22 protein-coding genes are annotated in these 26,368 nt (G+C 74.4%); 6 read left to right on the top strand and 16 right to left on the bottom strand.

Annotation, left to right across the window (positions count from 1 at the left end):
• Positions 1 to 97: 97 nt before the first annotated feature.
• The 5 genes from ACZ6AQ_RS04935 to ACZ6AQ_RS04955 all read right to left on the bottom strand — a co-directional run bounded on the left by ACZ6AQ_RS04935 (position 98) and on the right by ACZ6AQ_RS04955 (position 4,303).
• Positions 98 to 679: a TetR/AcrR family transcriptional regulator gene (locus tag ACZ6AQ_RS04935; protein WP_388688402.1), complete on the bottom strand. Its 582-nt coding sequence runs from the start codon at positions 677 to 679 to the stop codon at positions 98 to 100.
• Entirely contained in the window at positions 667 to 1,392 is a 726-nt protein-coding gene (locus tag ACZ6AQ_RS04940) for an enoyl-CoA hydratase family protein (RefSeq protein WP_468757532.1), read from the bottom strand. Before ACZ6AQ_RS04940 ends, ACZ6AQ_RS04935 begins: the two co-directional genes overlap by 13 nt.
• On the bottom strand, positions 1,389 to 2,975 hold the full coding sequence (locus ACZ6AQ_RS04945; RefSeq protein WP_468757533.1) for an AMP-binding protein: 1,587 nt from the start codon (positions 2,973 to 2,975) through the stop codon (positions 1,389 to 1,391). The genes ACZ6AQ_RS04940 and ACZ6AQ_RS04945 overlap by 4 nt, the downstream gene beginning before the upstream one ends.
• A 252-nt stretch (positions 2,976 to 3,227) precedes the next feature.
• Positions 3,228 to 3,443, bottom strand: coding sequence for a DUF397 domain-containing protein (locus tag ACZ6AQ_RS04950; protein WP_468757535.1), 216 nt, complete (start codon positions 3,441 to 3,443; stop codon positions 3,228 to 3,230).
• Positions 3,440 to 4,303 carry a helix-turn-helix domain-containing protein gene (locus ACZ6AQ_RS04955; protein WP_468757537.1) on the bottom strand — a complete coding sequence of 288 codons (864 nt, stop codon included), beginning with the start codon at positions 4,301 to 4,303 and terminating at the stop codon, positions 3,440 to 3,442. The genes ACZ6AQ_RS04950 and ACZ6AQ_RS04955 overlap by 4 nt, the downstream gene beginning before the upstream one ends.
• 267 nt (positions 4,304 to 4,570) lie before the next feature.
• On the opposite strand from ACZ6AQ_RS04955, the gene ACZ6AQ_RS04960 reads away from it, so the two are divergent.
• Both ACZ6AQ_RS04960 and ACZ6AQ_RS04965 read left to right on the top strand, forming a co-directional pair.
• Entirely contained in the window at positions 4,571 to 4,981 is a 411-nt protein-coding gene (locus tag ACZ6AQ_RS04960) for an ATP-binding protein (protein WP_468757539.1), read from the top strand.
• On the top strand, positions 4,978 to 5,574 hold the full coding sequence (locus tag ACZ6AQ_RS04965) for an O-methyltransferase (protein WP_468757541.1): 597 nt from the start codon (positions 4,978 to 4,980) through the stop codon (positions 5,572 to 5,574). The genes ACZ6AQ_RS04960 and ACZ6AQ_RS04965 overlap by 4 nt, the downstream gene beginning before the upstream one ends.
• A gap of 84 nt (positions 5,575 to 5,658) precedes the next feature.
• Here the strand turns inward: ACZ6AQ_RS04965 and ACZ6AQ_RS04970 are convergent, their stop codons facing one another.
• The 7 genes from ACZ6AQ_RS04970 to ACZ6AQ_RS05000 form a co-directional block, all read right to left on the bottom strand.
• A complete protein-coding gene (locus ACZ6AQ_RS04970; RefSeq protein ID WP_468757543.1) occupies positions 5,659 to 6,477 on the bottom strand; it encodes an excalibur calcium-binding domain-containing protein in 819 nt (272 codons plus the stop codon).
• Between the two features lie 137 nt (positions 6,478 to 6,614).
• Positions 6,615 to 7,748: an acyl-CoA dehydrogenase family protein gene (locus ACZ6AQ_RS04975; protein WP_468757545.1), complete on the bottom strand. Its 1,134-nt coding sequence runs from the start codon at positions 7,746 to 7,748 to the stop codon at positions 6,615 to 6,617.
• Positions 7,745 to 9,664 carry an acetyl/propionyl/methylcrotonyl-CoA carboxylase subunit alpha gene (locus ACZ6AQ_RS04980; protein ID WP_468757546.1) on the bottom strand — a complete coding sequence of 640 codons (1,920 nt, stop codon included), beginning with the start codon at positions 9,662 to 9,664 and terminating at the stop codon, positions 7,745 to 7,747. The genes ACZ6AQ_RS04975 and ACZ6AQ_RS04980 overlap by 4 nt, the downstream gene beginning before the upstream one ends.
• An 8-nt stretch (positions 9,665 to 9,672) precedes the next feature.
• Positions 9,673 to 11,271 carry an acyl-CoA carboxylase subunit beta gene (locus ACZ6AQ_RS04985; RefSeq protein ID WP_468757548.1) on the bottom strand — a complete coding sequence of 533 codons (1,599 nt, stop codon included), beginning with the start codon at positions 11,269 to 11,271 and terminating at the stop codon, positions 9,673 to 9,675.
• A 175-nt stretch (positions 11,272 to 11,446) separates the two neighbouring features.
• Positions 11,447 to 13,132 (bottom strand): acyclic terpene utilization AtuA family protein, encoded by a 1,686-nt coding sequence (locus ACZ6AQ_RS04990; RefSeq protein ID WP_468757550.1) that lies wholly within the window; start codon positions 13,130 to 13,132, stop codon positions 11,447 to 11,449.
• Positions 13,132 to 14,019, bottom strand: a complete 888-nt coding sequence (locus ACZ6AQ_RS04995) for a TIGR03084 family metal-binding protein (protein ID WP_468757552.1) — start codon at positions 14,017 to 14,019, stop codon at positions 13,132 to 13,134. The genes ACZ6AQ_RS04990 and ACZ6AQ_RS04995 overlap by 1 nt, the downstream gene beginning before the upstream one ends.
• A 161-nt stretch (positions 14,020 to 14,180) precedes the next feature.
• Complete coding sequence (locus ACZ6AQ_RS05000) at positions 14,181 to 14,603, bottom strand: hypothetical protein (RefSeq protein WP_468757554.1); 423 nt, start codon at positions 14,601 to 14,603, stop codon at positions 14,181 to 14,183.
• Between the two features lie 674 nt (positions 14,604 to 15,277).
• Here ACZ6AQ_RS05000 and ACZ6AQ_RS05005 point away from each other — a divergent pair.
• Entirely contained in the window at positions 15,278 to 16,171 is an 894-nt protein-coding gene (locus ACZ6AQ_RS05005) for an SGNH/GDSL hydrolase family protein (protein WP_468757556.1), read from the top strand.
• Positions 16,172 to 16,233: 62 nt separating this feature from the next.
• Here the strand turns inward: ACZ6AQ_RS05005 and ACZ6AQ_RS05010 are convergent, their stop codons facing one another.
• A complete protein-coding gene (locus tag ACZ6AQ_RS05010; RefSeq protein WP_468757558.1) occupies positions 16,234 to 17,382 on the bottom strand; it encodes a serine hydrolase domain-containing protein in 1,149 nt (382 codons plus the stop codon).
• 654 nt (positions 17,383 to 18,036) lie between these two features.
• On the opposite strand from ACZ6AQ_RS05010, the gene ACZ6AQ_RS05015 reads away from it, so the two are divergent.
• Positions 18,037 to 21,228 carry an AfsR/SARP family transcriptional regulator gene (locus ACZ6AQ_RS05015; RefSeq protein WP_468757560.1) on the top strand — a complete coding sequence of 1,064 codons (3,192 nt, stop codon included), beginning with the start codon at positions 18,037 to 18,039 and terminating at the stop codon, positions 21,226 to 21,228.
• A 50-nt stretch (positions 21,229 to 21,278) separates the two neighbouring features.
• Here the strand turns inward: ACZ6AQ_RS05015 and ACZ6AQ_RS05020 are convergent, their stop codons facing one another.
• A complete protein-coding gene (locus tag ACZ6AQ_RS05020; protein ID WP_468757562.1) occupies positions 21,279 to 22,112 on the bottom strand; it encodes an alpha/beta fold hydrolase in 834 nt (277 codons plus the stop codon).
• A 93-nt stretch (positions 22,113 to 22,205) separates the two neighbouring features.
• Positions 22,206 to 23,036 carry an alpha/beta fold hydrolase gene (locus ACZ6AQ_RS05025; protein WP_468757564.1) on the bottom strand — a complete coding sequence of 277 codons (831 nt, stop codon included), beginning with the start codon at positions 23,034 to 23,036 and terminating at the stop codon, positions 22,206 to 22,208.
• A 346-nt stretch (positions 23,037 to 23,382) separates the two neighbouring features.
• Between ACZ6AQ_RS05025 and ACZ6AQ_RS05030 the strand changes: the two genes are divergently transcribed.
• On the top strand, positions 23,383 to 23,964 hold the full coding sequence (locus ACZ6AQ_RS05030) for a sigma-70 family RNA polymerase sigma factor (RefSeq protein ID WP_468757565.1): 582 nt from the start codon (positions 23,383 to 23,385) through the stop codon (positions 23,962 to 23,964).
• Positions 23,965 to 24,038: 74 nt separating this feature from the next.
• On the opposite strand, the gene ACZ6AQ_RS05035 is transcribed toward ACZ6AQ_RS05030, so the two are convergent.
• Entirely contained in the window at positions 24,039 to 24,959 is a 921-nt protein-coding gene (locus tag ACZ6AQ_RS05035; protein ID WP_468757567.1) for an EamA family transporter, read from the bottom strand.
• 541 nt (positions 24,960 to 25,500) lie between these two features.
• Between ACZ6AQ_RS05035 and ACZ6AQ_RS05040 the strand changes: the two genes are divergently transcribed.
• Complete coding sequence (locus tag ACZ6AQ_RS05040) at positions 25,501 to 26,358, top strand: LysR family transcriptional regulator (protein ID WP_468757569.1); 858 nt, start codon at positions 25,501 to 25,503, stop codon at positions 26,356 to 26,358.
• Positions 26,359 to 26,368: the final 10 nt, after the last annotated feature.

Below are 26,368 nucleotides of genomic sequence, written 5' to 3' on the forward strand. Positions count from 1 at the left end.
CCGGGGGCCGGGGGTCTGATTCCGGGGGGCCGGGGGCCGGAAAGCCGAAGGGCCGGAGGGCCGGAGGGCCGGGAGTCCGTCCCCCCGGGCGGCGGTCTCAGCCGCCCAGCGCCTCGTCCAGCAGCCGCGCCCACTGGGCGACCACCCGTTCCCGGCGGGCGCGGTCGTCCGTGAGGAGGGTGGCGAGGCCCAGGCCCCGGGCCATGTCCAGGAGGCCCTGGACGGTCTCGCGGACGCCGGGGACCGACTCGTCGGCGTCCAGCACCTCGACGGCGATGCGGTGCGCCTCGCGGCCGACGCGGGCCTCCAGCTCGGTGACGCGGGCGCGGAGCTGGTCCTCGCCGGTGGCGGCGACCCAGAGGTGGAGGGCCGCGCGGAAGAGGGGGCCGGTGTAGAGGTCGACGAGGGCGGCGACGGCCGCGCCCCGGTCGCCGGCGGGGAGCGCCCGCAGGGCGTGGGAGCGTTCCTCGGCGACGTACTCGACGGCGGCCGTGAAGAGGTCCTCGCGGGTGGGGAAGTGGTGCTGGGCGGCGCCCCGGGAGACGCCCGCCCGTTCCGCGACGACCGAGACCGTCGAACCCGCCCAGCCGTGCTCGGCCAGGCAGGACACGGCGGCTTCCAGGAGCCGCTGCCGGGTGGCGCGGCTCCTGTCCTGCTTGGGCGCGGTCAGAGCCGCCATGGAGGGTCCCGTCGTTCGAGGAAGGCCGTCATCCCTTCGCGCGCCTCGGCGGAGACGAAGAGCGTGGCCGACCTGCGCACCAGGTCCTCCGCGTCGCGTTCGAAGGTCTCCAGGACTCTAGCGGTGACCAGCAGTTTCGACTCGCGCAGGCCCTGCGGGGAGGCCGCGCGCAGGGCGTCGAGGATGCCGTCGAGGGCGTCGTCCCCCGCCGTCACCAGGCCCATGGCGACCGCCTCGGGGACGCCGAACCGCTCCCCCGTCAGGTAGTACCGGGCCGCCGCGCGCGGTTCCAGCTTCGGGAGGAGGGTGAGGGAGACGACGGCGGGCGCGACCCCGATCCGCACCTCCGTGAGGGCGAAGTCCGCGTCCTTCCCCGCCACCACCACGTCACAGGCGCCGAGCAGGCCGAGGCCGCCCGCGCGCGCGTGGCCGGTGACGTGGCCGACGACGGGCTTCGGCAGCTCCACGATCTGCCGGAGCAGGGCGACGAAGTCGTACGGGCTGGGGGGCGCCTTCAGGTCCGCGCCCGCGCTGAAGGTGGTGCCGGAGTGGGCGAGGACGACGGCCCGTACGGCCGGGTCCTTGCCGCAGGCGGCGAGCGCGTCGGAGAGTTCGGCGACGAGGGGCGCGGAGAGGGCGTTGCGGGTGGCGGGCGAGTCCAGGGTGAGGGTGGTGATGCCCCGTTCCCCGGTCGTGGTCACGCGTGTGGTCATGTGCGGTCCCTCAGTTCCCTTCGGAGGATCTTCCCGGACGCTGCCCGGGGGACGGTCTCGATGAACTCCACGGCGCGGACCTTCTTGTACGGGGAGACGCGCGCGGCGACGTGTGCGACGACCTCCTCGGCGGTGAGGCCGGGCGCGGAGGGCCGGCGGACGACGAACGCCTTGGGGATCTCGGTGCCGTCGGCGTCGGTGACGCCGATGACGGCGGCGTCGGCGATGCCGTCGTGGGTGAGGAGCACGGCCTCCAGTTCGGCGGGGGCGACCTGGAAGCCCTTGTACTTGATGAGTTCCTTCACCCGGTCCACGACGAAGAGCCAGCCGTCCTCGTCCACGCGGCCGACGTCCCCGGTGTGGACCCAGCCGTCGGCGTCGATCATGGCGGCGGTGGCGTCGGGCCGGCCGAGGTAGCCCTTCATGACCTGCGGCCCCCGGATGGCGATCTCGCCCTCCTCACCGGGTGCGGCGTCCCGCGCGGGGTCGTCCAGGGAGAGGATGCGCATCTCGGTGGAGGGCAGCAGCCTGCCGACGGTGCCGGGCGGGGGCGTCGCGGCGTCGAGCGGGACGACGTGGGTGCCGGGGGACAGCTCGGTCATGCCGTACGCCTGGCGGACCGGCGGCAGCCCGAGCCGCTTCGAGCACGCCTCGGCGAGGGCGGCGTCGAGCGGGGCGGCGGCGCTGACGACGTACTCCAGGGAGGACAGGTCGTAGTCGGCGACGGTCGGGTGCTTGGCGAGGGCGAGCACGATCGGCGGGGCCACGTACAGGCCGTTGACGCGGTGTTCCTGGATGGCGCGGAGGAAGGCGTCCAGTTCGAAGCGGGGCTGGACGACGACGGTGGCGCCCTGGCGGAGGGGCGCGTTCATCAGCGCCGTGAGGCCGTAGATGTGAAAAAAGGGAAGTATGGCAAGGATCCGGTCACCCGGCCCCATCGGGATGAACGGCTCCAACTGGGCGAGGTTGGTGGCGATCGAGGCGTGCGTGAGCATCACCCCCTTGGGGGCGCCGGTGGTGCCGGAGGAGTACGGGAGGGCCGCGATGTCCTCCCCGGGGTCGATCACGACCTCGGGGACGGGCCCGGAGGAGCCGAGGAACGCCTGGAGCGAGCGGGCCGCGTCCCCCGCCGGCGCCTGGTCGCAGAGGAAGATCTCCTGGACGCCGCCCGCGAGTTCGGCCGCCGCGCGGGCGGCGGGGAGCAGGGGCGAGACGGTGACGATCCAGCGGGCGGAGGAGTCGCGGAGCTGCTTGGCGAACTCCTCGGGGGTGGCGAGCGGGTGGACCGTGGTGACGGCCGCCCCGGCGCGGGTGGCCGCGTAGAAGGCGACGGGGAAGAGGACGGTGTTGGGGCTGTGCAGGGCGAGCACGTCGCCCTTGCGGACCCCCGCTTCGGCGAGCCCGGCGGCGACGCGCCGGTGGAAGGCGTCGACCTGGGCGTACGTGAGGGTGAGCGCGCCCTCGTCGCCGCTCCCGTCGACGAGGGCCGGGGTGTCGCCGTACTCGGCGGCGCGGCCGAGGACCGCGTCGTGGATGGGGAGCGAGACGGCCGGAACGTCCTCGTACGCGCTGTGGAACACCATGGTGGTCCCCCTGGAGAGGTGGTAGGTGAACACGGGGATCGCGGGTGGGGCGGCGACTTGGGGCGACCTTGTCAGTACCCCGAAGAACAATCAAGCACGCATGCATGATTTCTGAAGGGCGGTCGCCCGCCCCGGCCGCCGGGCGGAAGTCCGCTACCGGCGCGGGGCCGGGAACCGGTACGGCCCCGCACCGGAGCGCGGGGCCGTACCGGGGCGAACCCTCCGTCCCACCGGGACGGGGAGCCGGGGCGGTTACACGTGCCCGTCCCGCACCGCGCCGACCAGGGCGCCGAGCGCCCCGAAGCTCACCAGCAGGGCGGGGCCGGTCGGCACCTTGCTGTCGCGGACGGCGACGACCTGCCCGGCGGCATCGACGATGCCGCACTCGACGCACTGGGCACCACTGTCCGAGTACGTCGACTTCCACCAGACGACGGGCAGGGTGGAGGCGTCGGCGGTGTGGTTCATAGGGTGTTCCTTATCTCTGTGATCATTTCCGCCGACCGCTCGACGGATTCGGCGGCAGAGGTGAGAAGCTGCATCGCATTCCGATACACGGCGACGTGCTCGCGTTCCTCAACGTACAGGGCGGCCGTCAGCGACTCGGTGTGGACGACGTCGAGGTCAGGATGGTCCCCGAACCCGAGGATCGAGAAGCTGCTCATCTGACCCACATGCGGCGGAGCGTCGGAACGGAGGACCTGGATGTTCACGTTCGGGCGCTCCCCGAGGAACAGCAGCCGCCCCAACTGGTCCCGCATGATCGACGGATCGGCCGTCCGCGTGCGCAGCGCGCTCTCCGCGACGATGGCCCACAACGTGAGCGGGCGCTCCCGCGTGAGGATGGACTGCCGCGCGAGACGGACCTCCACCAACGCGTCGACCTTGGCCTCGACCGCGTCCGACATGGCGGTCGCCCGGATGATCTCGCGCGCGTACTCCGACGTCTGGAGCAGTCCGGGAATCACTCCGAGCTGCCAGGTGGCGATCGAGGTGGCGTCGGCCTCCAGGCTGATCAAGTCCTCGTAGACGGGCGTGAGAACGCCCCGGTACGAGTGCCACCAGCCGCGCTGCGCCCCCTCCCTGGTCAGGGTGATCAACGCCTTGCGCAGTTCGTCGCTCACCTCGGCGCCCAGCTCCGCGAGTACGTCGAGGAGCGCGTCGACGTCCTTCGCCTTCGCCGCGTTCTTGGCGTTCTCGAACCGGCTGATCCGGGAGACGGTGAAGACACCGCCGGAGGCCGTGGCCACTTCTTCGAGGGTCCGGCCACCACGCAGAGCGCGCAGCGTCGCGCCGAGCCTGCGCCGGCGCACCGTAGGCGCACTCACTCTGTCCCCTCCCTGCCCACCTGTTGCCCAGTCAGTCTGCCGTGCGGCGTCGCCACCTGTCATCCGTCAAACCCCTCGCCGGCACCGACCACACTCAGGTGTGCAAATTTCTACGAACGAGTGATTTCTCTTGCAGCCTGAGATGTGAACGAGCAGCATGGATTTACCAACTGCGTTGCGCTCATGCCGCCGTGGCGAAGCCACGTGCCGAGAAGCGCACGGATCGGAGGGATTCGCGTGGTCACCATGCAGCCGGAAGGGTTACGAGTGCTTCCTCACCCGGCACCGGAAGGACCTTCCCCTCAGAAGAGGTTCGTCGCCTCTCCGGCTTCCGTCGGAGCGGCACGTGACTACGTCCGGGACCTCGTCAACGACAAGGTCCCCGGCCTCACCCCCGACCAGGTGAACGACATCCGGCTCGTCGCGTGCGAACTGGTCACCAACACCGTCCGGTACGGCACGGAACCCGGCGACTCCGTCCTCGTGGTGGTCGTCGCGGAGCCCGGAGCGGTACGGATCGAGGTGCACGACCCCACCCGCCGCCGTCCCCAGCGGCGCAGCCCTTCGGAAGAACGCGTCCGGGGCCGGGGGCTGTTCATCGTGGACGCCCTCGCCACGGCATGGGGCGTCGACGACCGGCCCATGGGAAAGGTCGTCTGGGCGGAGTTCACGCGGTGACCGCACCGGACGACCGCTCCCGCCGCCTTCCCGCCCGGCTCGAAGGCATCCTCGCCGAGGCCGGGGGCCTGGGACCCATCCCGTCCTGCGACCACCGGACCGGAGCGCTCCTCTCCACGCTCGCCGCCTCGAAGAGGGGCGGGTTCCTCGTGGAGCTGGGCACGGGGGTGGGTGCCGGTACCGCCTGGCTGCTCGACGGCATGGACCCGGCCGCCCGGCTCGTGAGTCTGGAGACCGAATCCGGCCTCCAGGAGGTGGCGCGGCGGCACCTCGGTGACGATCCCCGGGTGCGGTTCGTGCACGGCGACGCCGATCGGTGGCTGCGCACGTACCAGGGGCCGCGCTTCGACCTCGCCGTCGTGGCCCGCCGCTCCGGCGGACTCGCCGGCCTGAACCGCCTCGTGCGGCTGCTGCGTCCGGGAGCCCTGTGCGTCGGGGTCGGCCCCGGGCCCCGGCCGTCCAGCCGTCCGGACGGGGTCTGCCGACTCGCCCGTGAGCTGGAACGGCAGACCAGGATGCACCGGGCCTCGACGGACCCGTCGTCCGGTCTCGTCGTCGCGGCGCGTCTGGACGACCCTCCGTACGTGCCGTGACGCCGGTGGCCCCCCGCGTCACGGCACGTCATGCGCGCGGGCGCCCGCCCCTCCCCGGCGACCCGGCTCGCGGGGCCCCCGGCATCACCTCTCGCAGGCCACGCCGTCGCCGTCGCGGTCGAGGCGGCGGCTGTAGCCGGGCTCGCCCGCGTGGAGGGGGGCGGCACCGGCGGCCCGGACGGCCGCGCAGTTGGCGTACGAGACGCTGTCACCGCCGCCGGAGGAGGCGTCCTCGTCCCGGGTGGGCTCCGGTTCCGGCTCCGGGGCACGGGTGCGCGTCGGCTCCGGGGCGACGGTCGGCTCCTGGGTGGTGGGCCGGGGTGCCGGGGGCGGGGTCGGCGTGTGGAGGACCGCGTTCGGCGTCTTCGGGCACGGGACGCCCGGCTCCGTCAGGTACACCACCGGCACCACGGACGTGACCGGCGCGCCGGCGTCCGGGCGCTGGAAGCAGACCCGCCACGTGCCGTACTCGGCGGGGAGGACGACGTCCTTGTAGGCGGCGTAGGCCCGGCCCAGGTTGGCGGTGACGATCTGCTCGGCGGCCGCGTAGTCGCCGCCGACGAGCGAGGGCATCACCGGGGGCTCCTCGGCCTCCGACGGGGTGGGCGTCGGGGTCGGGGTCGGGCTCGGGGACGCGGTGGCCGTGGCCACCGGTCGCTCCGCCTTCGCGTCGTCCTTCGGCGGGTCCGGGGCGAGGAACGGCAGCAGGAACCACAGGCCCGAGAGGACGGTCGCCACGATCTTCTGGGGCCGCTTCCAGAGGCTCGTCCAGGCCAGGACCATGCCGGCCGGCGGGAAGACCACGAGCAGCACGACGATCAGGGCCGGGTGCTGCCACCAGCGCCGGAGGGGCGGAGGCGGGGGCGGGGGGGCGTACGGATAAGGCTGCGGCGGTGTGTACACGTACGTCTCCCCGGTGGGCGTGGACCACAGGCGTGAACGACCTGTGCACGAAGTGACGAGATCGTACACAGGCCGTTCACGTCCGGACTCCCTGATTACGGAAATCGGGTCGGCGGAGCCAACGGGGAGACGATCCGTCAGTACGACTTCGGCAGCCCCAGCGTCTGGTGGGACACGTAGTTGAGGATCATCTCCCGGCTGACGGGGGCGATCCGCGCCACCCGGGCCGCCGTGATCAGGCGGGCGAGGCCGAACTCCTTGGTGAGGCCGTTGCCGCCGAGGGTGTGGACCGCCTGGTCGACGGCCTTCACGCACGCCTCGGCGGCGGCGTACTTGGCCATGTTCGCGGCCTCGCCCGCGCCGAGGTCGTCGCCCGCGTCGTAGAGCTGCGCCGCCTTCGCCATCATCAGGCGGGCCAGCTCCAGCTCGATGTGCGCCTGCGCCAGCGGGTGCGCGACGGCCTGGTGGGCGCCGATCGGGTCCTTCCAGACCTGGCGCTCCTTCGCGTACGTCACGGCCTGCGCGAGCGCGTACCGGCCCATGCCGATCGCGAACGCCGCCGTCATGATCCGCTCCGGGTTGAGCCCCGCGAAGAGCTGGAGCAGGCCCGCGTCCTCGTCGCCCACCAGGGCGTCGGCGGGCAGCCGCACGTCGTCCAGGGTGAGTTCGAACTGCTTCTCGCTCGCGGCGAGTTCCATCTCTATGTGACGGCGGCCGAAGCCGGGCGCGTCGCGCGGGACGATGAAGAGGCACGGCTTCAGCTTCCCCGTGCGGGCGTCCGAGGTGCGGCCCACGATCAGGGTCGCGTCCGCGATGTCCACGCCCGAGACGAAGACCTTGCGGCCGTTGAGGACCCAGCCGTCCTCCGTGCGGGTCGCCGTGGTGGTGATGCGGTGCGAGTTCGATCCGGCGTCGGGCTCCGTGATCCCGAAGGCCATCGTCCTCGTGCCGTCGGCGAGCCCCGGCAGCCACGCCCGCTTCTGCTCCTCCGTGCCGAAGCGGGAGATGACCGTGCCGCAGATCGCGGGCGAGACGATCATCATCAGGAGCGGCGCGCCGGACGCGCCCGCCTCCTCCAGGACGACCGACAGCTCGGTGATGCCGCCGCCCCCGCCGCCGTACTCCTCGGGGAGGTTCACGCCCAGGTAGCCGAGCTTCCCGGCCTCCGCCCACAGCGTGGCCCGGTCGAAGCCGGGGCCGTGGCGGCGGCCGAGCGCGGAGACGGCGGTGCGGAGCGCGGTCAGCTCTTCGGACTCGATCATGCTGGTCATGCGGACTGGTCCTCCTGTGCTTCGGGCCGTTCTTCGGTCTGTACGACGGCGAGCAGGGCGCCGACCTCGACCTGGCGGCCGGGGGCGGCGTGGAGCGCGGTGAGCGTGCCGGAGGCGGGGGCGACGACGCGGTGTTCCATCTTCATGGCCTCCAGCCAGAGGAGCGGCTGTCCCGCGGCGACCCGGTCGCCGGCGGCCAGGCCGTCCGCGATCCGGACGACGGTGCCGGGCATGGGGGCGAGCAGGGAGCCGGGGGCGGTCTGTTCTCCGGGGCCGGTGAAGCGGGTGCGGGCGGCGAGGCGGTGCGGGCCCGCGTGGACCGTTCCGTCCCCGTACGCCGCGACCTCGAAGTGCCTGACCACGCCGGACACCTCCAGGCTCACCCGGTCCGGCGCGGCCGACACGACCCGTACCCCTTCCGGTGCCGTGACCTCGTATCCGCCGTCCCGCGTCGGCCGGTAGCGGACCTCGTGGTCGCCGTACGTCCGCGTCTCGTCCTGGGAGCGGACGTTCCGCCAGCCGCCGCCGAAGCGGCCCCGGCGGGCGGACGCGGCGGCGAGGGCGGCGGCGACGGCCGCGTGCTCCTCGCCGGCGGGGGCGGCGGTGAGGGCGGGCAGGTTCCGGCCGTAGAAGCCGGTGTCGAGGCCGCCGGCGGTCGCGTACTCGGGGTGGCGCAGGGACGCGACGAGGAGTTCCCGGTTGGTGACGGGGCCGTGGACGCGGGTCCGCTCCAGGGTGTGGGCGAGCTTGCGGACGGCCTCGGCGCGGGTGGGCGCGTGGACGGTCACCTTGGCGAGCATCGGGTCGTAGTGGACGCCGACCGGGTCCCCCGAGACGTATCCGGTGTCGAGCCGGACCCGGCCGTCGCGCGGGACCTCGAAGCGGTGCAGGACGCCCGTCTGCGGGGCCCAGTCGCGGGCCGGGTCCTCCGCGTAGAGGCGGGCCTCGACCGCGTGGCCGCGCGGGGCCGGGGGCTCCGGCGGCAGCTTCTCCCCCTGGGCCACGGCGAGTTGGAGGGCGACGAGGTCGATCCCGTACACCTCCTCCGTCACCGGGTGTTCGACCTGGAGGCGGGTGTTCATCTCCAGGAAGTGCGCGCGGCCGTCCGCGACGAGGAACTCGACGGTGCCCGCGCCGACGTAGCCGACCGCCTTGGCGGCGCGGACGGCCGTGTCCAGGAGGGACGCCTCCAGGGCGGCGGACAGGCCGGGCGCCGGGGCCTCCTCGATCACCTTCTGGTGGCGGCGCTGGAGGGAGCAGTCCCGGGTGCCGAGCGCCCAGGCCGTGCCGTGGGCGTCGCAGAGGAGCTGCACCTCGACGTGGCGCCCGTTCTCCACGTACGGCTCGACGAAGACCTCGCCGTCCCCGAAGGCGCTCTCCGCCTCCGCCGCGGCGGACTCCAACTCTCCCGGAAGGGAAGCCAGTTCGCGTACGATCCGCATGCCCCGGCCGCCGCCGCCCGCCGCCGCCTTCACCAGGACCGGCAGGTCGGCCTCCGTCACCCCGGCCGGGTCCAGGGGCTCGACGCCGAGGAGTTCCTTGGCGCGGGTCTTCGACGCCATCGCCTCGATCGCCGCCGGGGGCGGGCCGATCCAGACCAGGCCCGCGTCGGCCACGGCCCGTGCGAAGTCGGCGTTCTCGGAGAGGAAGCCGTAGCCGGGGTGGACGGCGTCCGCGCCCGCCGCGCGCGCCGCCGCCACGATCAGGTCGCCGCGCAGGTACGTCTCCGAGGGCGCCGCCCCCGGCAGCCGTACCGCCGCGTCGGCCTCCCGTACGTGCAGGGCGCCGGCGTCCGCGTCGGAGTACACGGCGACGGTGGAGAGGCCCAGTTCGCGGCAGGTGCGGAAGATCCGGCAGGCGATCTCGCCCCGGTTCGCGACGAGGACGGAGCCGATCGGTGGGGTCGTGGGGGTCATCTGGGGCCTCACATCCGGAAGACGCCGAAGCCGCCGCGCGCGCCCTCGACCGGTGCCGTGTGGATCGCGGAAAGGCACAGTCCGAGGACCGTGCGGGTGTCGCGGGGGTCGATGACCCCGTCGTCGTAGAGGCGGCCGGAGAGGAACATCGGCAGCGACTCGGACTCGATCTGCGCCTCGACGAGCGCCCGCAGGCCGGCGTCGGCCTCGTCGTCGTACGGCTGCCCCTTCGCGGCGGCGGAGGCCCGCGCCACGATCGACAGGACGCCCGCGAGCTGCTGCGGGCCCATGACGGCGGACTTGGCGCTGGGCCAGGCGAAGAGGAAACGGGGGTCGTAGGCCCGGCCGCACATGCCGTAGTGACCGGCGCCGTAGCTCGCGCCCATCAGCACCGACAGGTGCGGGACCTTCGAGTTCGAGACGGCGTTGATCATCATCGCGCCGTGCTTGATGATGCCGCTCTGCTCGTACTCCTTGCCGACCATGTAGCCGGTGGTGTTGTGGAGGAAGACGAGCGGGACGTCCCGCTGGTTGGCGAGCTGGATGAACTGCGCGGCCTTCTGCGACTCGGGGCCGAACAGGACGCCCTGCGCGTTGGCGAGGACGCCGACCGGGTAGCCGTGCAGGGACGCCCAGCCGGTGACCAGGCTCGGCCCGTACAGCGGCTTGAACTCGTCGAAGTCCGAGCCGTCCACGATCCGGGCGATCACCTCGCGCGGGTCGAACGGGGTCTTGAGGTCGCCGGGGACGATCCCGAGGAGTTCCTCCTCGTCGTACTTGGGGGGTTCCGCGAGGGCCGGATCGGCGTGCGCCTTGCGGTGGTTGAGCCGGGCGACGATCCGGCGGGCCTGGCGCAGGGCGTCGGCCTCGTCCACGGCGTAGTGGTCGGCGAGGCCGGAGGTCCGGGCGTGCATCTCGGCGCCGCCCAGCGACTCGTCGTCGCTCTCCTCCCCCGTCGCCATCTTGACCAGCGGCGGCCCGCCGAGGAAGACCTTCGACCGCTCCTTGATCATCACGGCGTGGTCGGACATGCCGGGGACGTACGCGCCGCCGGCCGTCGAGTTGCCGAAGACGACCGCGATCGTGGGGATGCCGGCGGCGGAGAGGCGGGTGAGGTCGCGGAAGAGCGCACCGCCCGGGATGAAGATCTCCTTCTGGGAGGGGAGGTCGGCACCGCCGGACTCGACGAGCGAGACGACGGGGAGGCGGTTGGCGTACGCGATCTCGTTGGCGCGCAGGGCCTTCTTCAGCGTCCACGGGTTGGAGGCTCCGCCGCGCACGGTCGGGTCGTTGGCGGTGACCAGGCACTCGACGCCCTCGATGACCCCGATGCCGGTGATCAGGGAGGCCCCTACGGCGTAGTCGCTGCCCCAGGCGGCGAGCGGCGACAGCTCCAGGAACGGGCTGTCGGGGTCGAGGAGCAGTTCGATCCGCTCCCGGGCGAGCATCTTGCCGCGCTTCCGGTGCCGGGCCGTGTACTTCTCGCCGCCGCCCGCGAGGGCCTTGGCGTGCTCGGCGTCGAGGGCGGCGAGCTTGTCGAGCATGGCGGCGCGGGCGTCCGCGTAGTCGGGTCCGCCGGTGTCGAGGGCGGAGGCGAGGACGGTCACGGGGATTCCTCTCGGGGTGCCTGGCGGGAGCCTGCGGTGACGGCCCGGCGGGGGCCCCGGGCGGTGAGGGCGTTCCGGGGGGCTCGGGCGGTGACGGCCCGGTGGGTGCCCCGAGCGGTGACGGCGTTCCGGGGGCCTCGGGCGGTGACGGCCTTCCGGGGGCCCCGGGCGCCGGTCACAGCAGCTCCTCCGGTACGTCCACGTGGCGGGAGCGGAGCCACTCGCCGAGGGCCTTGGCCTGGGGGTCGAAGCGGGCCTGGGAGGCGACGCCCTCGCCGAGGATTCCGGCGACGGTGAAGTTGAGGGCCCTCAGGTTCGGCAGGACGTGCCGGGTGACGGGCAGGTCCGCCGTCTCGGGCAGCAGCGCGCGGAACCGGTCGACGGTGAGGGCGTGGACGAGCCAGCGCCACTCCTCGTCCGTGCGGACCCAGACGCCCACGTTGGCGTCGCCGCCCTTGTCGCCGCTGCGGGCCCCGGCGATCCGGCCGAGGGGGACGCGGCGGACGGGCCCCTCCGCCGGCGGCTCCGGAAGCCCGGGCTCGGGTACGGGTTCAAGGGCGCGGGTGCGGGCCGGTACGGGAATCCCCCGCCGGGTCCCGTCGGGGAGCACGGCCGTGTGCGGGACCTCGGCGGCGTCCACGTACGCCGTCTCGAAGACCCCGTAGGGGGCGCCCCTGCCGGGCGGGGCGGTGACGTGGAAGCCGGGGTAGCTGGCGAGGGCCAGTTCGATGGCGGCGCCCGTAAGGGCGCGGCCGACGGCGTCGGGGCCGGGGTCGCGGACGACGAGCCGCAGCAGGGCGCTCGCGGTCTCCTCGGTACCCGCGTCGGGCCGGTCGGTGCGGGCCAGTTCCCAGCGCACCTCGGCCGGGCGGGACCCGCCCCGCGCCAGGGCGTCCTCGATCTGGTCCCGCACGAGCGCGGCCTTGGCCTCGATGTCGAGGCCGGTGAGGACGAAGACGACCTCGTTGCGGAAGCCGCCGAGCCGGCTGAGACCGGCCTTGAGGGTGGGCGGCGGGGCCTCGCCCCGGACGCCCTCGACCCTGACCCGGTCGGGAGCCTCCCGCGTGAGCCGTACGGTGTCGAGGCGCGCGGTCACGTCGGGCCCGGCGTACCGGGCGCCCGCCGTCTCGTAGAGGAGCTGGGCCGTGACCGTGCCGACGTCGACCAGGCCGCCGGTACCGGGGTGCTTGGTGATGACGGAGGAACCGTCCTCGTGGAGTTCGGCGACGGGGAAGCCGGGGCGGCGGAAGAGGCGCGGGTCGTGCTCGCGGAAGAAGGCGTAGTTGCCGCCGGTGGCCTGGGTGCCGCACTCCAGGACGTGCCCGGCGACGACGGCGCCCGCGAGCCGGTCGTACTCCTCCGGGCCCCAGCCGAAGTGCCACTGCGCGGGTCCGGTGACGAGGGCGGCGTCGGTGACCCGGCCGGTGACGACGACGTCGGCCCCGGCCGTCAGGCAGGCGGCGATGCCGGCGCCGCCGAGGTAGGCGTTGGCGGCGAGGGCGCCGTCCCGGGCGGGCAGGCGGTCGCCCTCGACGTGCGCGACCCGTACGGGCAGGCCGAGCCGGTCGGCGAGCGCGCGCAGGGCGCCGGCCAGCCCGGCGGGGTTCAGGCCGCCCGCGTTGGTGACGATCCGGACCCCGCGCTCGTGGGCGAGGCCGAGGCCCTCCTCCATCTGGCGCAGGAAGGTCTTCGCGTACCCGGCGGCCGGGTCCTTGAGCTGGTCGCGGCCGAGGATGAGCATGGTCAGCTCGGCGAGGTAGTCGCCGGTCAGGACGTCCAGCTCTCCCCCGGTGAGCATCTCGCGGACGGCGTCGAACCGGTCGCCGTAGAAGCCGGAGGCGTTGCCGACACGGAGGACCATCAGGGCTTCCCGGGGGTGGGGGTCGCGGGGGCGGGGGCGCCGGGAGTGGAGGCGGGGGCGCCGGGGGCGGGAGCCGGGGGCCCGGGGGTGGGGGGTCCGGGGATGGCACCGGCCTCCCGGCCCGTGCCCGCCGGGCCCGCGAACGCCTGGGCGATGGTCAGCCAGTGCGCGGCGTCGGGGCCGTGGGCGGTGAGGGCGGTGTCGTCGCGGTGGACGCGCTGGGTGGCGAGGAGGCAGAAGTCGAGGGCGGTGCCGGTGACCTTCTGGGCGGCGTCCTCGGGCCCGTACGTCCACGACTCGCCGTCCGGAGCGACGAGTTCGACCCGGAAGGGTTCGGCCGGGGGGCGCTCGCCCCGGACGAGGTACGCGTAGTCGCGGGCGCGGTGCCCGATCCAGGCGACGTGCCGGAGGCGGGTGGTCGGCGGCCGGACGACACCGAGGGCGTCGGCGACGTCCTGGCCGTGCGCCCAGGTCTCCATCAGCCGCGCGGTGGCCATGGCGGGGGCGCTCATCGGCGGGCCGTACCAGGGGAAGCGCGCGCCGGGCGGAACGGCGCGCAGGGCCTCCTGGAGCCGTTCGCGGCCCTCGCGCCAGCGGGCGAGGAGGTCGGCGGGCGGCAGCTTCGCGCCCTCCTCCGCGCCGTCGTCCACGAAGCGCTCGGGAGCGGCGATCGCCTTCTCCGTCTCGGCCGCGAACGCCTCGGCGTCGGTGGCGGCGAGGAGGGCGGCGCGGTCGGTCCAGGCGAGGTGCGCGATCTGGTGGGCGATCGTCCAGCCGGGGGCGGGAGTGGGGGCATCCCACTGCTCCTGACTCAACTCCGCGACGAGACGGTCGAGTTCTTCGCTCTCGTCGCGCAGGTCGTCGAGGACGACGACGGGGTCGGACACGGTGCGCTCCCCTCGGGGGACGGGCGGTCACGGTCACGGGCCTTCGCGGAGGAGCATGGCAGCGACGCAAGAAACAATCAAGCGTGCTTGCTTTAGTTCCGGAAAACGCCCGTTCCGGAGCGGTCCGGGTGTCCCGCAGGGGACGCGGCGCCGACCCGCGCCTACGTCCGGCGGGGCCGCCGCACCAGCGAGGCGGCGGTGGTGGCGACGACGACGAGGGCGAGGTTCACGAAGGGGAGGAGGGCGCCGGGGGCGTCGTCGATCGCGCCGATGCCGTTCCCGACGGCGGTGATCCAGCCGGCGGTCCCCACCGCCACCATCGGGCCGACCCCCCGCTCCCCCGTGATCCGCATGCCGATCCACAGGACCAGCGGCATCAGCAGGAACGTGTTCATGAGCGCCGAGGTGAACGCCTGGTCGGAGGAGTAGCCGGCCCCGGTGCCCAGCGTCGAGGCGGCCTGGGCGCTGAACGACAGGTAGAGGGTGTCGGACAGGATCAGGTGGGACGCCGCGACGCCGATCAGCGAGACGACCAGTGCCTTGAGCAGGCGGGGGCCGAGCGGGGTGGGTGAGGTCGGTGCCATGACGCCCGACTATACGCACCGTCTATACATGCAGTGCATACACCCTCGCGGAAGAACCGGACCCCGCCGCGAACGGCCGGAACGGGCACCGCGTCCGTGAGAATCCGACGGCAGCCCGGACGTTCCGGTCGGGGATGCCCACGGCGACCGGACGGGGACGTCAACCCGGCCGGAAAGGGAGCGGGTTCATGCCGCTCAGGGCATCAGGAGGGCCGCGTGGAGGGGGCGCGCGGCCCGCATCCCTGCCCGGTGCGGGCCGCGCGTCCTGCTGCGCCGGGCCCGGGGCAGGGGGAGAACCCCGGGTCCGGCGGCGAGAGCGGTCCCATGCGCTCACCACTCCGCGTGCCCCCGAACTCCCCCCGCATGCACGGCCCTCCACACGATTCCGAAAAATTCGGGAGCCCCGCCATCAGGGCCGGCACCCCTGCGGGAGGGCTCCCCTACGGGCGGGGACCCCTACGGGCGGGCACCCTTACGGGCGGACTCCCCTACGGGCGGGCACCCCGCGGACCGGTGCCCGGCCCGGTCGCCGGAGTGGTGAACCGGCCCCGCGCGAGCACCGTTGGACGGACGGCACGTCCGCATGCCGTGCGCCGAGAGGCCCACCCGCATGCCGTGCACCGGTCGGCAAGCCGCCGGTCCGCAAACCTGCTTCTCCTCCCCGAAGGACTTCCATGCGTCATCTCCGTCCCTCCTTCCCACGCCGCGGGAAGAAGGCGACCGCCGCCGCCCTCACCGCCGTCACCGCCTCCCTGCTGCTCTCCGGAGCCGGTTCGGCCGGCGCCTCCGGCGCCTCCGGCCAGGGCCCCGTCAAGCGTTACGTCGCCCTCGGGGACTCCTACGCCGCCGGAACGGGTCTGCCCCGGCAGACGAACGCGGAGTGCGGCCGCTCGGCGGACAGTTACCCGTCGTGGCTCGCCGCGACGTACAAGCCGGCCGTGTTCAAGGACGTCACCTGCGGCGGCGCCACCACGCGCTCGCTGTGGAACAAGCAGGGGTCGGCCGCGCCGCAGGTCGACGCGCTCACCAAGGACACCGACCTGGTGACCGTCACGCTCGGCGGCAACGACCTCGGCTTCTCCGACGTGCTCACCACCTGCGTCCTGGCCGGCCTGTCCACCAGGGAGGGCGCCCCCTGCCGCGACAAGCTGTCCGGCGACGGAAAGAGCCTGGAGACGGGCTTCGCCCGGCTGGGCACCCGCGTGCCCGACATGCTGACCGACATCAAGCGGCGCAGCCCCGGCGCGCGTGTCGTCGTGGTCGGGTACCCGAATCCGTTCCCCCTCGACGGAAGCGGCTGCGATTCCTCCGTCCCCCTGGCGAAGGGCGACGTCACCTGGCTCCACCAGACCACGAACCGGCTGAACCTCCTGCTCGAAACGGCGGCCCGCACGAAGGGGGCCGAGTACGTCGACACCTCCGTCCCGCTCCGCGGCAAGGACATGTGCCGGCCCTCGTCCAAGCGGCTGATCAACCCGCTGCTGCCGCAGACGCCCGGCTCGGCCCACCCCGACGCGATGGGGCACCTGCTGATGGCCTACCAGGTCCACGAGCAGCTGTTCGGATAGTCGCCGCCCCCTCCGCCGGGCCGCACGGCCCTTCCGGCCCGGCGGAGGGGCCCGCGCGGACCTCAGTTCGCGGCGCCGAGCGCTTCGTAGACGTGCGCGATGTAGTCGTGCGTACGCTCCGAGCCGAGGATTCCGGCGCCCAGCCGGTTCATCGTGTACGCGAACGTGACGCGCCGGTCGAGGTCCATCATGACGAGGGAACCGCCCCAGCCGGCCCAGAAGCAGATCGTCCCGGTCGGCATGCCCGGCATGGTCCTGCGGTCGGCGAGCGCGTAGCCGACGCCCCAGCGCACGGGGACGCCCAGGAACAGGTCGACCCCGTCGGCCTGCACGTCGAAGATCTTCTCCACGGTGTCCGGGGAGAGCAGCCGCCGGCCGTTCGCCGTGCCGCGCCGCGAGATCACGGAGAGGGCGCGCACCAGCCCGCGCGCGTTGCCGTACCCGTTGACGGCCCCGAGTTCGGCACGGCGCCACCGCGGGGTGTCGACGTGCTCGTCCCGGGCGGGGCTCCCGAGCAGCGTCCTGACGAACACCGATTCGGGGTCGAGCCCCTCCGGCACCCCGGGCGCCTCCCCCGAGGACACCAGCGCGGCGATGCGCGGCCAGTCGGCCTCCCGCGCGCCGATCTGGACGTCGGCCCCCAGCGGCCCGGCCACCTCGGTCCGGAGGAACTCCGTCAGGGTGCGGCCGTCGACCCGCCGGACGAGTTCCCCGACGAGCTGTCCCTGGGTCTGCATGTGGTAGCCGGAGGCGCTTCCCGGTTCCCACCAGGGCTCCTGCGCCGCCAGCCGGGCGCTCGCCGTCGGCCAGTCGTACAGGTCGTCCACGGTGAAGGGCTGCTGCCAGCCGGAGAGCCCCGAGGTGTGGGACAGGACGTGCCGCACCTCGATGTCCTGCTTGCCCCCGGCGGCGAATTCGGGCCAGTAGTGCGCGACCGGGCGGTGGAGGTCCAGCGCTCCCCGGTCGACGAGGACGAGGGCCGCCAGACTGCTGAGGGTCTTGGTGGTCGACCACAGGCCGACCAGGGTGTCCCGGCGCCACGGAGCGGTGCGCGCCGCGTCGGCGTGACCGCCCCACAGGTCGGCCTCCATGACGCCGTCGACGTCGACGGCGATCGACGCCCCCAGCTCCTCGCCGGATTCGAGGTGCGCTGCCAGCGCCGCCCTGACCGGCTCGAACCGGGCGGTGTGTGTTCCTTCGACGGTGACCATGGTTTTCCCCACTTCGGACGGCGTTCGCTCGACCTGCCAACGGGCCGGACGGCGGTCCGGTTCACGGTCGTACGCCCCAAAAGACTTTCCCCGGGAGATTCGTCCCCGCCGGATCACCCGCGGTGACGGCGGTGCGGGTCCGGGCATCCCTGATCACGCTCCGGCCGGAGGGGCGGCGCGTGAGCTGCGTCTCGTTTCCGGCCGACCGGCGGGGACCGCTCGCGGAGACCGCCGAGCGGCCGGTTCCCGGTGACACCGCGGCCCGCCCGCCGGGCGCGGGGCCCGGGGCGGCGCGGCGGACCGGAGGGCCCCTCCGGCCGCGGCCGGTCGCCCCGCCCGCGACCCCCCCGACGCCGGGTGACGTCCTGCTACTGTCCCCCTGGTATGCGGGAAGCGGACGACGGGCCCCACCCCTCCTGTCCGCCCGCGTCGCTTCCCGTCCCGGGCGGACACGCCTTCACGGCGGGCCCGGGAGTGCGCGGAAGCGCCGGCGGAGCGCCGCACGGCGTTCGCCGCCACGTCCACGGCACGACCGTCCCCGCCCGGACGGACCGGTGACTCGTGGCCGGGGCGGACCGCCCGCGTACCGGTGGGACATGTGCGTACGGGTGGTGGGACCGCCGAGTGGGGTGCCTGGTGGAGACGATGACGACCGTGGGGCAGGAATTCGACTTCGGGCTGCTGGGGCCGCTGGTGGTGCGCCGTGCGGGCACGGTGCTCGACCCGGGGCGGCGCAAGCAGCGGCTGCTGCTGGTGCGGCTGCTGCTCGCGGACGGCTGCGCGGTCGCTCCCGGGACGCTGTGCGAGGAGCTGTGGCCGGGCCGGACGCCGGACGGGGCGGTGGCCTCCCTGCACGCCCACGTCAGCAAGGTCCGCGCGGTCCTGGAGCCCCAGCACCTGCGCGTGCGGGGGACGTGCGAGGTGCTGGTCACCGAGCCCGCCGGCTACGCCCTGCGCGTCCCGCCCGAAAGCCGGGACACCGTGCGCTTCGAGCGGGCCGTCGCCCGGTCGCGCCGGCTGCTGGGCCAGGAGCGGGCCGGAGACGCCCTGCGGGAGGCCGAGCAGGCCCTGGGCATGTGGCGCGGCGCCGCGCTCGCCGACGCGGCGGACCACCTGTTCGCCGCCCACGAGATCGCGCGCCTGGAGGAACTGCGGCAGACCGTCCGGGAGATCCGCACCACCGCTCTGCTCCTGAGCGGGCACATACCCGGGGCCGTGGAAGCGGCGCGGGAACTGACGGCGGAGGACCCGCTGCGGGAGACCGGCTGGGCGCTGCTGCTGCGCGCCCTCTACCTGGCCGGCCGGCATCCCGAGGCGCTGCGGTGCTACGCGGACCTGCGCGGGCGCCTCGCCGGCGAACTCGGCCTCGAACCCGGCCCCGGTCTGCGCGCCCTGCACGACGGCATCCTCCGCCACGACCTGCCGCCGCTGGCCCCGCCGGAAACGGCGGACGCGGCGGGCGGCACGGCACCGTCCGGTACGGCCGCCGGTACGACGGGCGCGTCCGGTACGGCCGCCGGTACGACGGGACCGTCCGGTACGACCGCCGGGGAGTCCACCGGCCCCGCGGACCCCTCCGGCACGGACGACCGCCCGGCCGGGACCACCGGGAGCGCCGAGAACACCGGGGCCACCGGGAGCGCCGGGAGTCCCCGTGACGACGCGCCCTCCCCCCTCGTGCGCCCGGCACAGCTCCCGGGCGACCTGCCGGTGTTCGCCGGGCGCGAGGCCGAAGGCGCCCGGCTGTCCGACGCGAGCGGCGCGCCCGGCCGGACGGGACCGGCCGGCGCGCCCGTCGTCGTCATCGGCGGCGCCCCCGGCGTCGGCAAGACCACCTTCGCCGTGCACCACGCCCACCGGATCGCCTCCTCGTTCCCCGACGGGCAGCTCTTCGTCAACCTGTGCGGGTTCCATCCGCACGCTCCCGCCGTGGAGCCGGGCGACGCCCTGCACGGCTTCCTCGTCGCCCTCGGGGTCCCCGCCCCGCGCATCCCCGAGGACACCGAAGGCCGCAGCACGCTGTTCCGCAGCCTCCTGGCCGGCCGGCGGGTCCTGGTCGTCCTGGACAACGCCCGCGACGAACAGCAGGTCCGTCCCCTGCTGCCCGCGAGCGGCGGCTGCCTCACCCTGGTCACCAGCCGCAACCGGCTCCCGGGGCTGATCGCGACCGACGGGGCCAGGCCCCTCACCCTCGCCCTGCCCTCGCGGGCCGAGGCCCACGAGACGCTGGTACGGCGCCTGGGACCGGAGCGCCTGGCCGCCGAGCCCGAGGCCGCGGCCCACATCGTCCGGCTGTGCGGACGGCTGCCCCTGGCCCTGGCCGTGGTGGCCGCCCGCGCCGAACTCGACCCGGACTTCCCCCTGCACGCCGTCGCCGAGGACCTGCGGCACGCCCACGGCGGTCTGGACGCGTTCACCGGCTTCGACGCCACCACGGACGTCCGGGCGGTGTTCTCCTGGTCCTACCGGTCCCTGGACGAGCCCTCCGCGCGCCTCTTCCGGCTCCTCGCCCTGCACCCCGGCCCCGACATCACCGTCCCGGCCGCCGCCGGCCTCGCCGGGATCCCCCTCGCCCGGGCCCGCCACCTGCTCGCGGGACTGACCCGTTCCTGCCTCGTCGAACAGCCCCTGCCCGGCCGGTTCGCCCTCCACGACCTGCTGCGCGGCTACGCCGCCGAACTCACCGGCGCCCACGACGACGCCGACGAGCGGCACCGCGCCACCCTCCGGGTCCTGGACCACTACATGTTCACGGCCCACGAGGCCAACCGGCTGTTCCAGCAGGAGTCGCTGCCCGAACTCGACCTCGGCTCCCCGGGCGCGGGCGTCACCCCGGAGGACCTCACCACCGTCGAACAGGCCAACCGGTGGTTCACCGCCGAGCGCCGGGTGCTGGACGGCCTGCTGCACACCGCCGTCGGCCGGGGACTCGACCGCCACGTCACCGGACTGGCCTGGTCCCTGAAGGAGTACCTGAACCGCCAGGAGTACTGGCCGGAGGCCATCACGGCGCTGCTCCCCGTCCTGGAGGCGGCCCGGCGCCGGGGCGACCGCGTCGAGGAGGGCCGCTGCCTCCGCCACATCGGCGGCGTCCAGGGCTACCTCGGCCACCAGGAAGAGGCCCTGCGCAACCTGCGCCACGCCACCGCGATCTTCGAAGAGCTCGGCGTGGTGGGCGAACAGGCCCGCGCCCACTACAGCACGGCGTGCGCGCTGTACCTGTTCGGCCGGATCCCGGAGGCCGTGGCGTTCTCCGAACGGGGGCTCGCGCTGTCCCGGGAGACGGGGGACGAGCTGTGGACGGCCGAGTGCCTCGTCGAACTCGCCTGGTTCCACGCCAACCTGGGGCAGCCGGAGAAGGGCCTCGCGCTCAGCGAGGAGGCCCAGGCCCTGTTCGGGCGCCTGGACGCCCCCTGGCAGCAGGCCCAGGGCTGGGACGTCCTGGGTCACATCCTGCGTCAACTCGGCCGGTACGAGGAGTCGGTGGGCACCTACCGGCGGGCGACGGAGTCGTTCGGGAAACTGGGGGACCGGAGGAACGCCGTCGGCACGCTGATGCGGCTGGGCGACACCCGGCTGGCCATGGGCGACCGGGAGGGCGCCCGGGCGGAATGGGTCCGCGCCCTCGCCGGTGCCGAACAGCACGCCCTGTCCCGCAGCGCCCAGGAGGCCCGGGACCGGCTCGCCGCCCTGACCACCGGAGGGGGCCCCGTGCCCGCCGTACCGGAGAGGGCCGTCGGCGGCCATCGCGTGCCGGACCCGCCGGGCGGTGTCCCCCCGTACGGTCACGCCCCGACGGAGGGCGGCGGCGCGGGACGGGTCCACGGGGACGGCCCCGCCGGGTGAGCGGCCCGCCGCGCCCGTCACCCGTGACGGGCGCGGCGGGCCGCCGTCGGTCACTTCGCCAGGAAGGCGAGCAGGGCGTCGGTGACCTCCTGGCCGTGGGTCCACAGCAGACCGTGCGGGGCGCCCTCGACGACGACGTACTCGGCCTGCGGGAGCGCCCGGTGGAACGGCACGGCGGTGGCCTCGATCGGCAGGATGCGGTCGGCGTCGCCGTGCAGGATCAGGGCCGGCACGTCGATCTTGGCCACGTCGGCCCGGAAGTCGGTGGTCCAGGTCGCCACACAGGCCAGCGAGGCGTACCAGGAGGCGCCGGCGGCGACGTTCCAGCTGTTGCGGACGGCCTCCTCGCCGATGCGGGTGCCGAGGTTCTCGTCCAGGTTGTAGAAGTCCTGGTAGAACGCGGTGAAGTAGGCGTACCGGTCGGCGGTGACGGCCTCCTCGATGCCCTCGAAGACACTCCCGTCGACCCCCTCGGGGTTGTCGTCGGTCTTGAGCAGGAACGGCTCCAGGGAGGCCAGGAAGGCGGCCTTGGCGATCCGGGCGGAACCGTAGGTGCCGAGGTAGCGGCCGACCTCGCCGGTGCCCATGGAGAAGCCGACGAGGACGGCGTCGTTCAGGTCGAGGGTCTCCAGGAGGGTGTTCAGGTCGGCGGCGAAGGTGTCGTAGTCGTAGCCGGTGGTGGGGCGGCCCGAGCGGCCGAAACCACGCCGGTCGTAGGTGATGACCCGGTAACCGGCCTTCAGCAGGGCGGCGGACTGCTTCTCCCAGGACTGGCCGTCGAGCGGGTAGCCGTGGATCAGCACGACCGGCTGCCCGGTGCCGTGGTCCTCGTAGTAGAGCTCGACGGGGGTGGAGTTCTCGTGGCCGACGGTGAGGAACGCCATGGTGATCGGTGCCTTTCGTGACGCGGTGCGGTGATGCGGTGCGGTGATGCGGTGCGGGGGGGGTGAGGGGGCGGGCGGCGACGGGACGGGCCGTCAGCGGACCGTCCTGGCGGCCTTCTCCACGATGCGGGCGACGGCGTCGGGACGCGAGACGGACACCGCGTGCGACGCGTCGATCTCGGTCGTGCGGGCGTGCGCACGGGCCGACATGAAGCGCTGGACGGCCACGGGGATGTTCCGGTCCCCGGTGGTGACCAGGGACCAGGAGGGGATCGTCTTCCAGGCGGCCTTCGTGGACTTCTCCTCCAGGGCGGCGGCGGCGATCGGGCGCTGCCCGGCGGCCATGAGCCGCGCCTTGTCCGCCGGCACGTCCGCGGCGAACTGCCGGTGGAACTTGTCCGGCTCGATGAAGACGTCGGCGCCCCCGCTGCCGTCCGGCAGCGTGTACTCCACCGGCTCGACCGCCTCGCCGAGGGTGCTGCCGGGGAGCTTGTTCGTCAGCCCGAGCGAGCTCTCGCCGGAGTCGGGCAGGAACGCCGCGATGTAGACGAGGGCCTTGACCTTGTCCTCCAGCCCGGCGGCGGCCTGGCTGATGACGGTGCCGCCGTAGGAGTGGCCGACCAGGACGACGGGCCCGTCGATGTGGGCGACGACGCTGCGCAGGTAGGCGGCGTCGTGCGCCGGTCCGCGCAGCGGGTTGGCGGCGGCCACCACCGGGTAGCCGGCGTGCTGCAGCCGCGTGACGACGTCGTCCCAGCTCGATGCGTCCGCGAACGCCCCGTGCTCCAGCACGATCGTCGGCCGCTGCTGCGGGTGGGGCGCGGCGCCGGCCACGCCGGGGAGGGTGACGGCCGTGACGGACAGGGCCGCGGCCGCGGTGGCCCCGAGCAGGGCGAGCCGGCGGCTCGGGCGGGGGATGCGCATGGTGAACGTCCTTCTTCCTGGGGATGTCGGCCCCGGCGGGGGCGGTGGTGAGGCGGGTGGGGCCACCGGGAGGAGGCGCCGGGGGGCGGGCGGGACGGTGTTCCGGTCCGGCCGTGGCGGCGTCTTCTCCCCGTCCTACGCACGGGGCCCGGGCCCGGTTCACCCGTGTCCCCCTGATGACTTTCCGTGACGACGACCGGTGCCGGGGGGCGGCGCCGGGAAGGGCCCGCCGAGGCGACAAGGAGACGAAAAGGTTTGGTCAAGGCATCCCGCGCAGGGTGGGTCCCGCGTTCCCGTCCTCGCGGGAGACGTCTCACGGCACACGCGAACAGGACAGAACGTCACCATGAACGGGACCCTGGAGGCGGGGGTCATCCCCCTCGCCCCGACGCGGGCGCATGCCCGGCCCACCGCGCCGCACGACGGCCGCGACGCCGTCGTCGACGACCTCTACGGCCAGTACCGGCCCATGCTCCTCCGGTACGCCGCGCGCCTGCTGGACGGCGACTGGCACAAGGCGGAGGACATCGTCCAGGAGACGGCGGCCCGCGCCTGGAAGCACTCCGGATTCCTGGACGACCGCCGCGAGCACGTCCGGCCGTGGCTGTTCACCGTGGTCAGGAACCTGGTCATCGACCACCACCGGGCCCGCCGGATCCGCCCCCTGGACCCGATGTCCGCCACGGCACCGGACGCCGGCCGGGACGACACGGACTCCGCCCTCACCTCCCACGTGGTGCGCGAGGCGCTCCGGGAACTGAACGAGCAGCAACGGACCGTCATCCAGCTCATGTACTACCTGGAGTGCAGCGTGGCCCAGGCCGCCGAGCACCTCGGCATCCCGCCCGGCACCGTCAAGAGCCGCGCCTTCTACGCCGTGCGGGCCCTGCGCAAGGCGCTCGCGGAGCGGGGCGTGCTCGGCGCGTAGGGCCCCGCGCGGCAGGGGGCGGACGGGGCGCGGGCCGCCGGGGCGCCCGCCTCGCGCCCGCCCCGGCGCGTCCCCTACGGGGCCTTCCGCGCGGGCCGCCGTGAGGGTTCCGTACGGGACGGTTCCCTGCGGGAGGGACCCGTACGGGTGCGGACCGCGCCCATGCTCGCCCCGATGACGAGGGCGATGGCGAGGGCGTCGGTGGCGGACAGGACCTGGCCGAGGACGAGGAAGCCGGCCGCCGCCGCGATGGCCGGTTCCAGGCTCATCAGGATCGCGAAGGTGGGCGCGGGCATGCGGCGCAGGGCGAGGAGTTCCATGGTGTACGGCAGGACCGACGACAACAGCGCGACCGCGAGGCCCAGGCCGAGCGTCGACGGCACGAGGAGCCCGCCGCCCGCCTCCGCGAGGCCGAGCGGCAGGCTGAGGACGGCGCCGAAGGCCATCGCGAGCGCCAGCCCGTCCACGTGCGGGAAGCGGCGGCCGGTGCGGGCGCCGAAGACGATGTACGCGGCCCACATGCCGCCCGCCGCGAGCGCGAAGGCGGCGCCCGCCGGGTCGAGCCGTTCGAAGCCCCCGCCGCCGAGGAGGACGACCCCGGCGAGGGCGATCCCCGCCCACAGCAGGTTCGTCCACCGGCGCGAGGCCACCACGGAGAGGATCAGCGGGCCGAGGACCTCCAGGGTGACGGCCGCACCCAGCGGAATCCGGTCGGCGGCCTGGTAGAAGAGGGTGTTCATCCCCGCCAGGGCGGTGCCGAAGGCGGCGATCGTGCCCCAGTCGGCACGTCCGTACCCCCGGACCGCGGGCCGGCAGACGACCAGGAGCACGGCCGCGGCGAGCACGAGCCGCAGGGTGACGACCCCGAGGGCCCCGGCGCGCGGCATCAGGAGGACGGCGAGGGACGAACCGAACTGGACGGAGAGCCCGCTCGCGACGACGAGCGCGACCGGCCCGAACCGGCGAACCGCCGCCTTGTCCCCCCTGGACCCCACGGCTTCCCCGGTCCCTGCGGGAGTCCCGGGCCCTACGGAATCCGTGTGCCCTGCGGGTCCTGCGGGTCCTGTGGAATCCGTGTGCCCTACGGGCCCTACGGGCCTTACGGATCCTGCGGGTCCTGCGGGTCCTACTGGCCCTACGGGTCCTAGGGGTCCTAGGGGTCCTACGGGCCCTGCGGGACCCGGAGCCCCCACGGGCCCCACGGGCCCCACCGCCTCCGCAGGCCCCCCGGCACCCGTACCGACCGTACCGACCGTACCGACCGTACCGACCGTACCGACCGCGCCGGACGCGCCGGACGTACCGGCCGGGATCACGCCCTTGACCGGACCGTTCACCTGCTGCTCCTCCACACCCACACGCGCGTCCGCGCGCCACCGAGGTCCGCGGGACCAAGCGTCCGGTCCCGCGCCGTGCGTCCCGGCGTACCGCTGTCGGAACCGTCCCGGCGTACCGCCGCCGGAACCACCCCCTCACGCTACGGGCCCGTACGCGCCACCGGAAATGCCGATTGCGCTGCGGTTATGCTCCGGACGCATGAGCATCGAGCTGCGCCACCTCCGCTGCTTCCTCGCCATCGCCGGGGAGTCCAGCCTCACCGGGGCGGCCGCCCGGCTCCACCTCACGCAGCCCGCCGTCTCCCGCACCCTCGCCGCCCTGGAACGCCACCTCGGCACCCGGCTGGTGGACCGCTCCACCCACCACCTCGCCCTCACCGCCGAGGGACACGACTTCCGGGTCCGGGCCGCCGCCGCGCTCGCCGCCTTCGACGCCGCCGTGGACCCGGCCCGTCTCCGCCACCGCCCCCTGCGCCTCGGGCACGCCTGGTCGGCGTTCGGCCCGTACACCACTCCCCTGCTCCGGCGCTGGCAGCGCGCCCACCCCGACACCCCGCTCGAACTCCTCCGCGTGGACGACCGCACCGCCGGTCTCGTCCGGGGCGAGGTGGACGCGGCGCTGCTGCGCGGGACCGTGGAGGCGTCCGGCCTGGTCACGGCGGAACTCACGACCGAGGAGCGGGTGGCCGCGCTGCCCGCCGACAGCCCGCTCGCGGACCGCCCCCGGCTCGCCCTCGACGACCTCGCGGGCGAGACGGTCGTCCTCAACACCGTCTCGGGCGCGACCACCCTCGCGCTCTGGCCCCCCGGCGCCCGCCCGACGGCCGCCCTCACCGTCGCCAACACCGACGACTGGCTCACGGCGATCGCCGCCGGCCGGGGCGTCGGCGTCTCCTCCGCCTCCACGGCGGCCCTCCACCCCCACCCGGGCGTCACCTACCGCCCGCTCCCCGACGCACCCCCGCTGCCGGTGCTCCTCGCCTGGCGGGACGCCTTCCCGCACCCGGCGACGGAGGCGCTGGTGGCGATGGCCCGGGAGATCGTCGGCGGGGCGTGACCGCCCCGGC

This window comes from Streptomyces sp. NPDC041191 (assembly GCF_055591945.1).

What these genes read in the sequence shown, in the direction of transcription:
- ACZ6AQ_RS04935 (WP_388688402.1), bottom strand. Translation starts at nt 679, where the DNA reads ATGGCGGCTCTGACCGCGCCCAAGCAGGACAGGAGCCGCGCCACCCGG.
- ACZ6AQ_RS04940 (WP_468757532.1), bottom strand. Translation starts at nt 1,392, where the DNA reads ATGACCACACGCGTGACCACGACCGGGGAACGGGGCATCACCACCCTC.
- ACZ6AQ_RS04945 (WP_468757533.1), bottom strand. Translation starts at nt 2,975, where the DNA reads ATGGTGTTCCACAGCGCGTACGAGGACGTTCCGGCCGTCTCGCTCCCC.
- ACZ6AQ_RS04950 (WP_468757535.1), bottom strand. Translation starts at nt 3,443, where the DNA reads ATGAACCACACCGCCGACGCCTCCACCCTGCCCGTCGTCTGGTGGAAG.
- ACZ6AQ_RS04975 (WP_468757545.1), bottom strand. Translation starts at nt 7,748, where the DNA reads ATGACCAGCATGATCGAGTCCGAAGAGCTGACCGCGCTCCGCACCGCC.
- ACZ6AQ_RS04980 (WP_468757546.1), bottom strand. Translation starts at nt 9,664, where the DNA reads ATGACCCCCACGACCCCACCGATCGGCTCCGTCCTCGTCGCGAACCGG.
- ACZ6AQ_RS04990 (WP_468757550.1), bottom strand. Translation starts at nt 13,132, where the DNA reads ATGGTCCTCCGTGTCGGCAACGCCTCCGGCTTCTACGGCGACCGGTTC.
- ACZ6AQ_RS05000 (WP_468757554.1), bottom strand. Translation starts at nt 14,603, where the DNA reads ATGGCACCGACCTCACCCACCCCGCTCGGCCCCCGCCTGCTCAAGGCA.
- ACZ6AQ_RS05005 (WP_468757556.1), top strand. Translation starts at nt 15,278, where the DNA reads ATGCGTCATCTCCGTCCCTCCTTCCCACGCCGCGGGAAGAAGGCGACC.
- ACZ6AQ_RS05010 (WP_468757558.1), bottom strand. Translation starts at nt 17,382, where the DNA reads ATGGTCACCGTCGAAGGAACACACACCGCCCGGTTCGAGCCGGTCAGG.
- ACZ6AQ_RS05020 (WP_468757562.1), bottom strand. Translation starts at nt 22,112, where the DNA reads ATGGCGTTCCTCACCGTCGGCCACGAGAACTCCACCCCCGTCGAGCTC.
- ACZ6AQ_RS05025 (WP_468757564.1), bottom strand. Translation starts at nt 23,036, where the DNA reads ATGCGCATCCCCCGCCCGAGCCGCCGGCTCGCCCTGCTCGGGGCCACC.
- ACZ6AQ_RS05030 (WP_468757565.1), top strand. Translation starts at nt 23,383, where the DNA reads ATGAACGGGACCCTGGAGGCGGGGGTCATCCCCCTCGCCCCGACGCGG.
- ACZ6AQ_RS05040 (WP_468757569.1), top strand. Translation starts at nt 25,501, where the DNA reads ATGAGCATCGAGCTGCGCCACCTCCGCTGCTTCCTCGCCATCGCCGGG.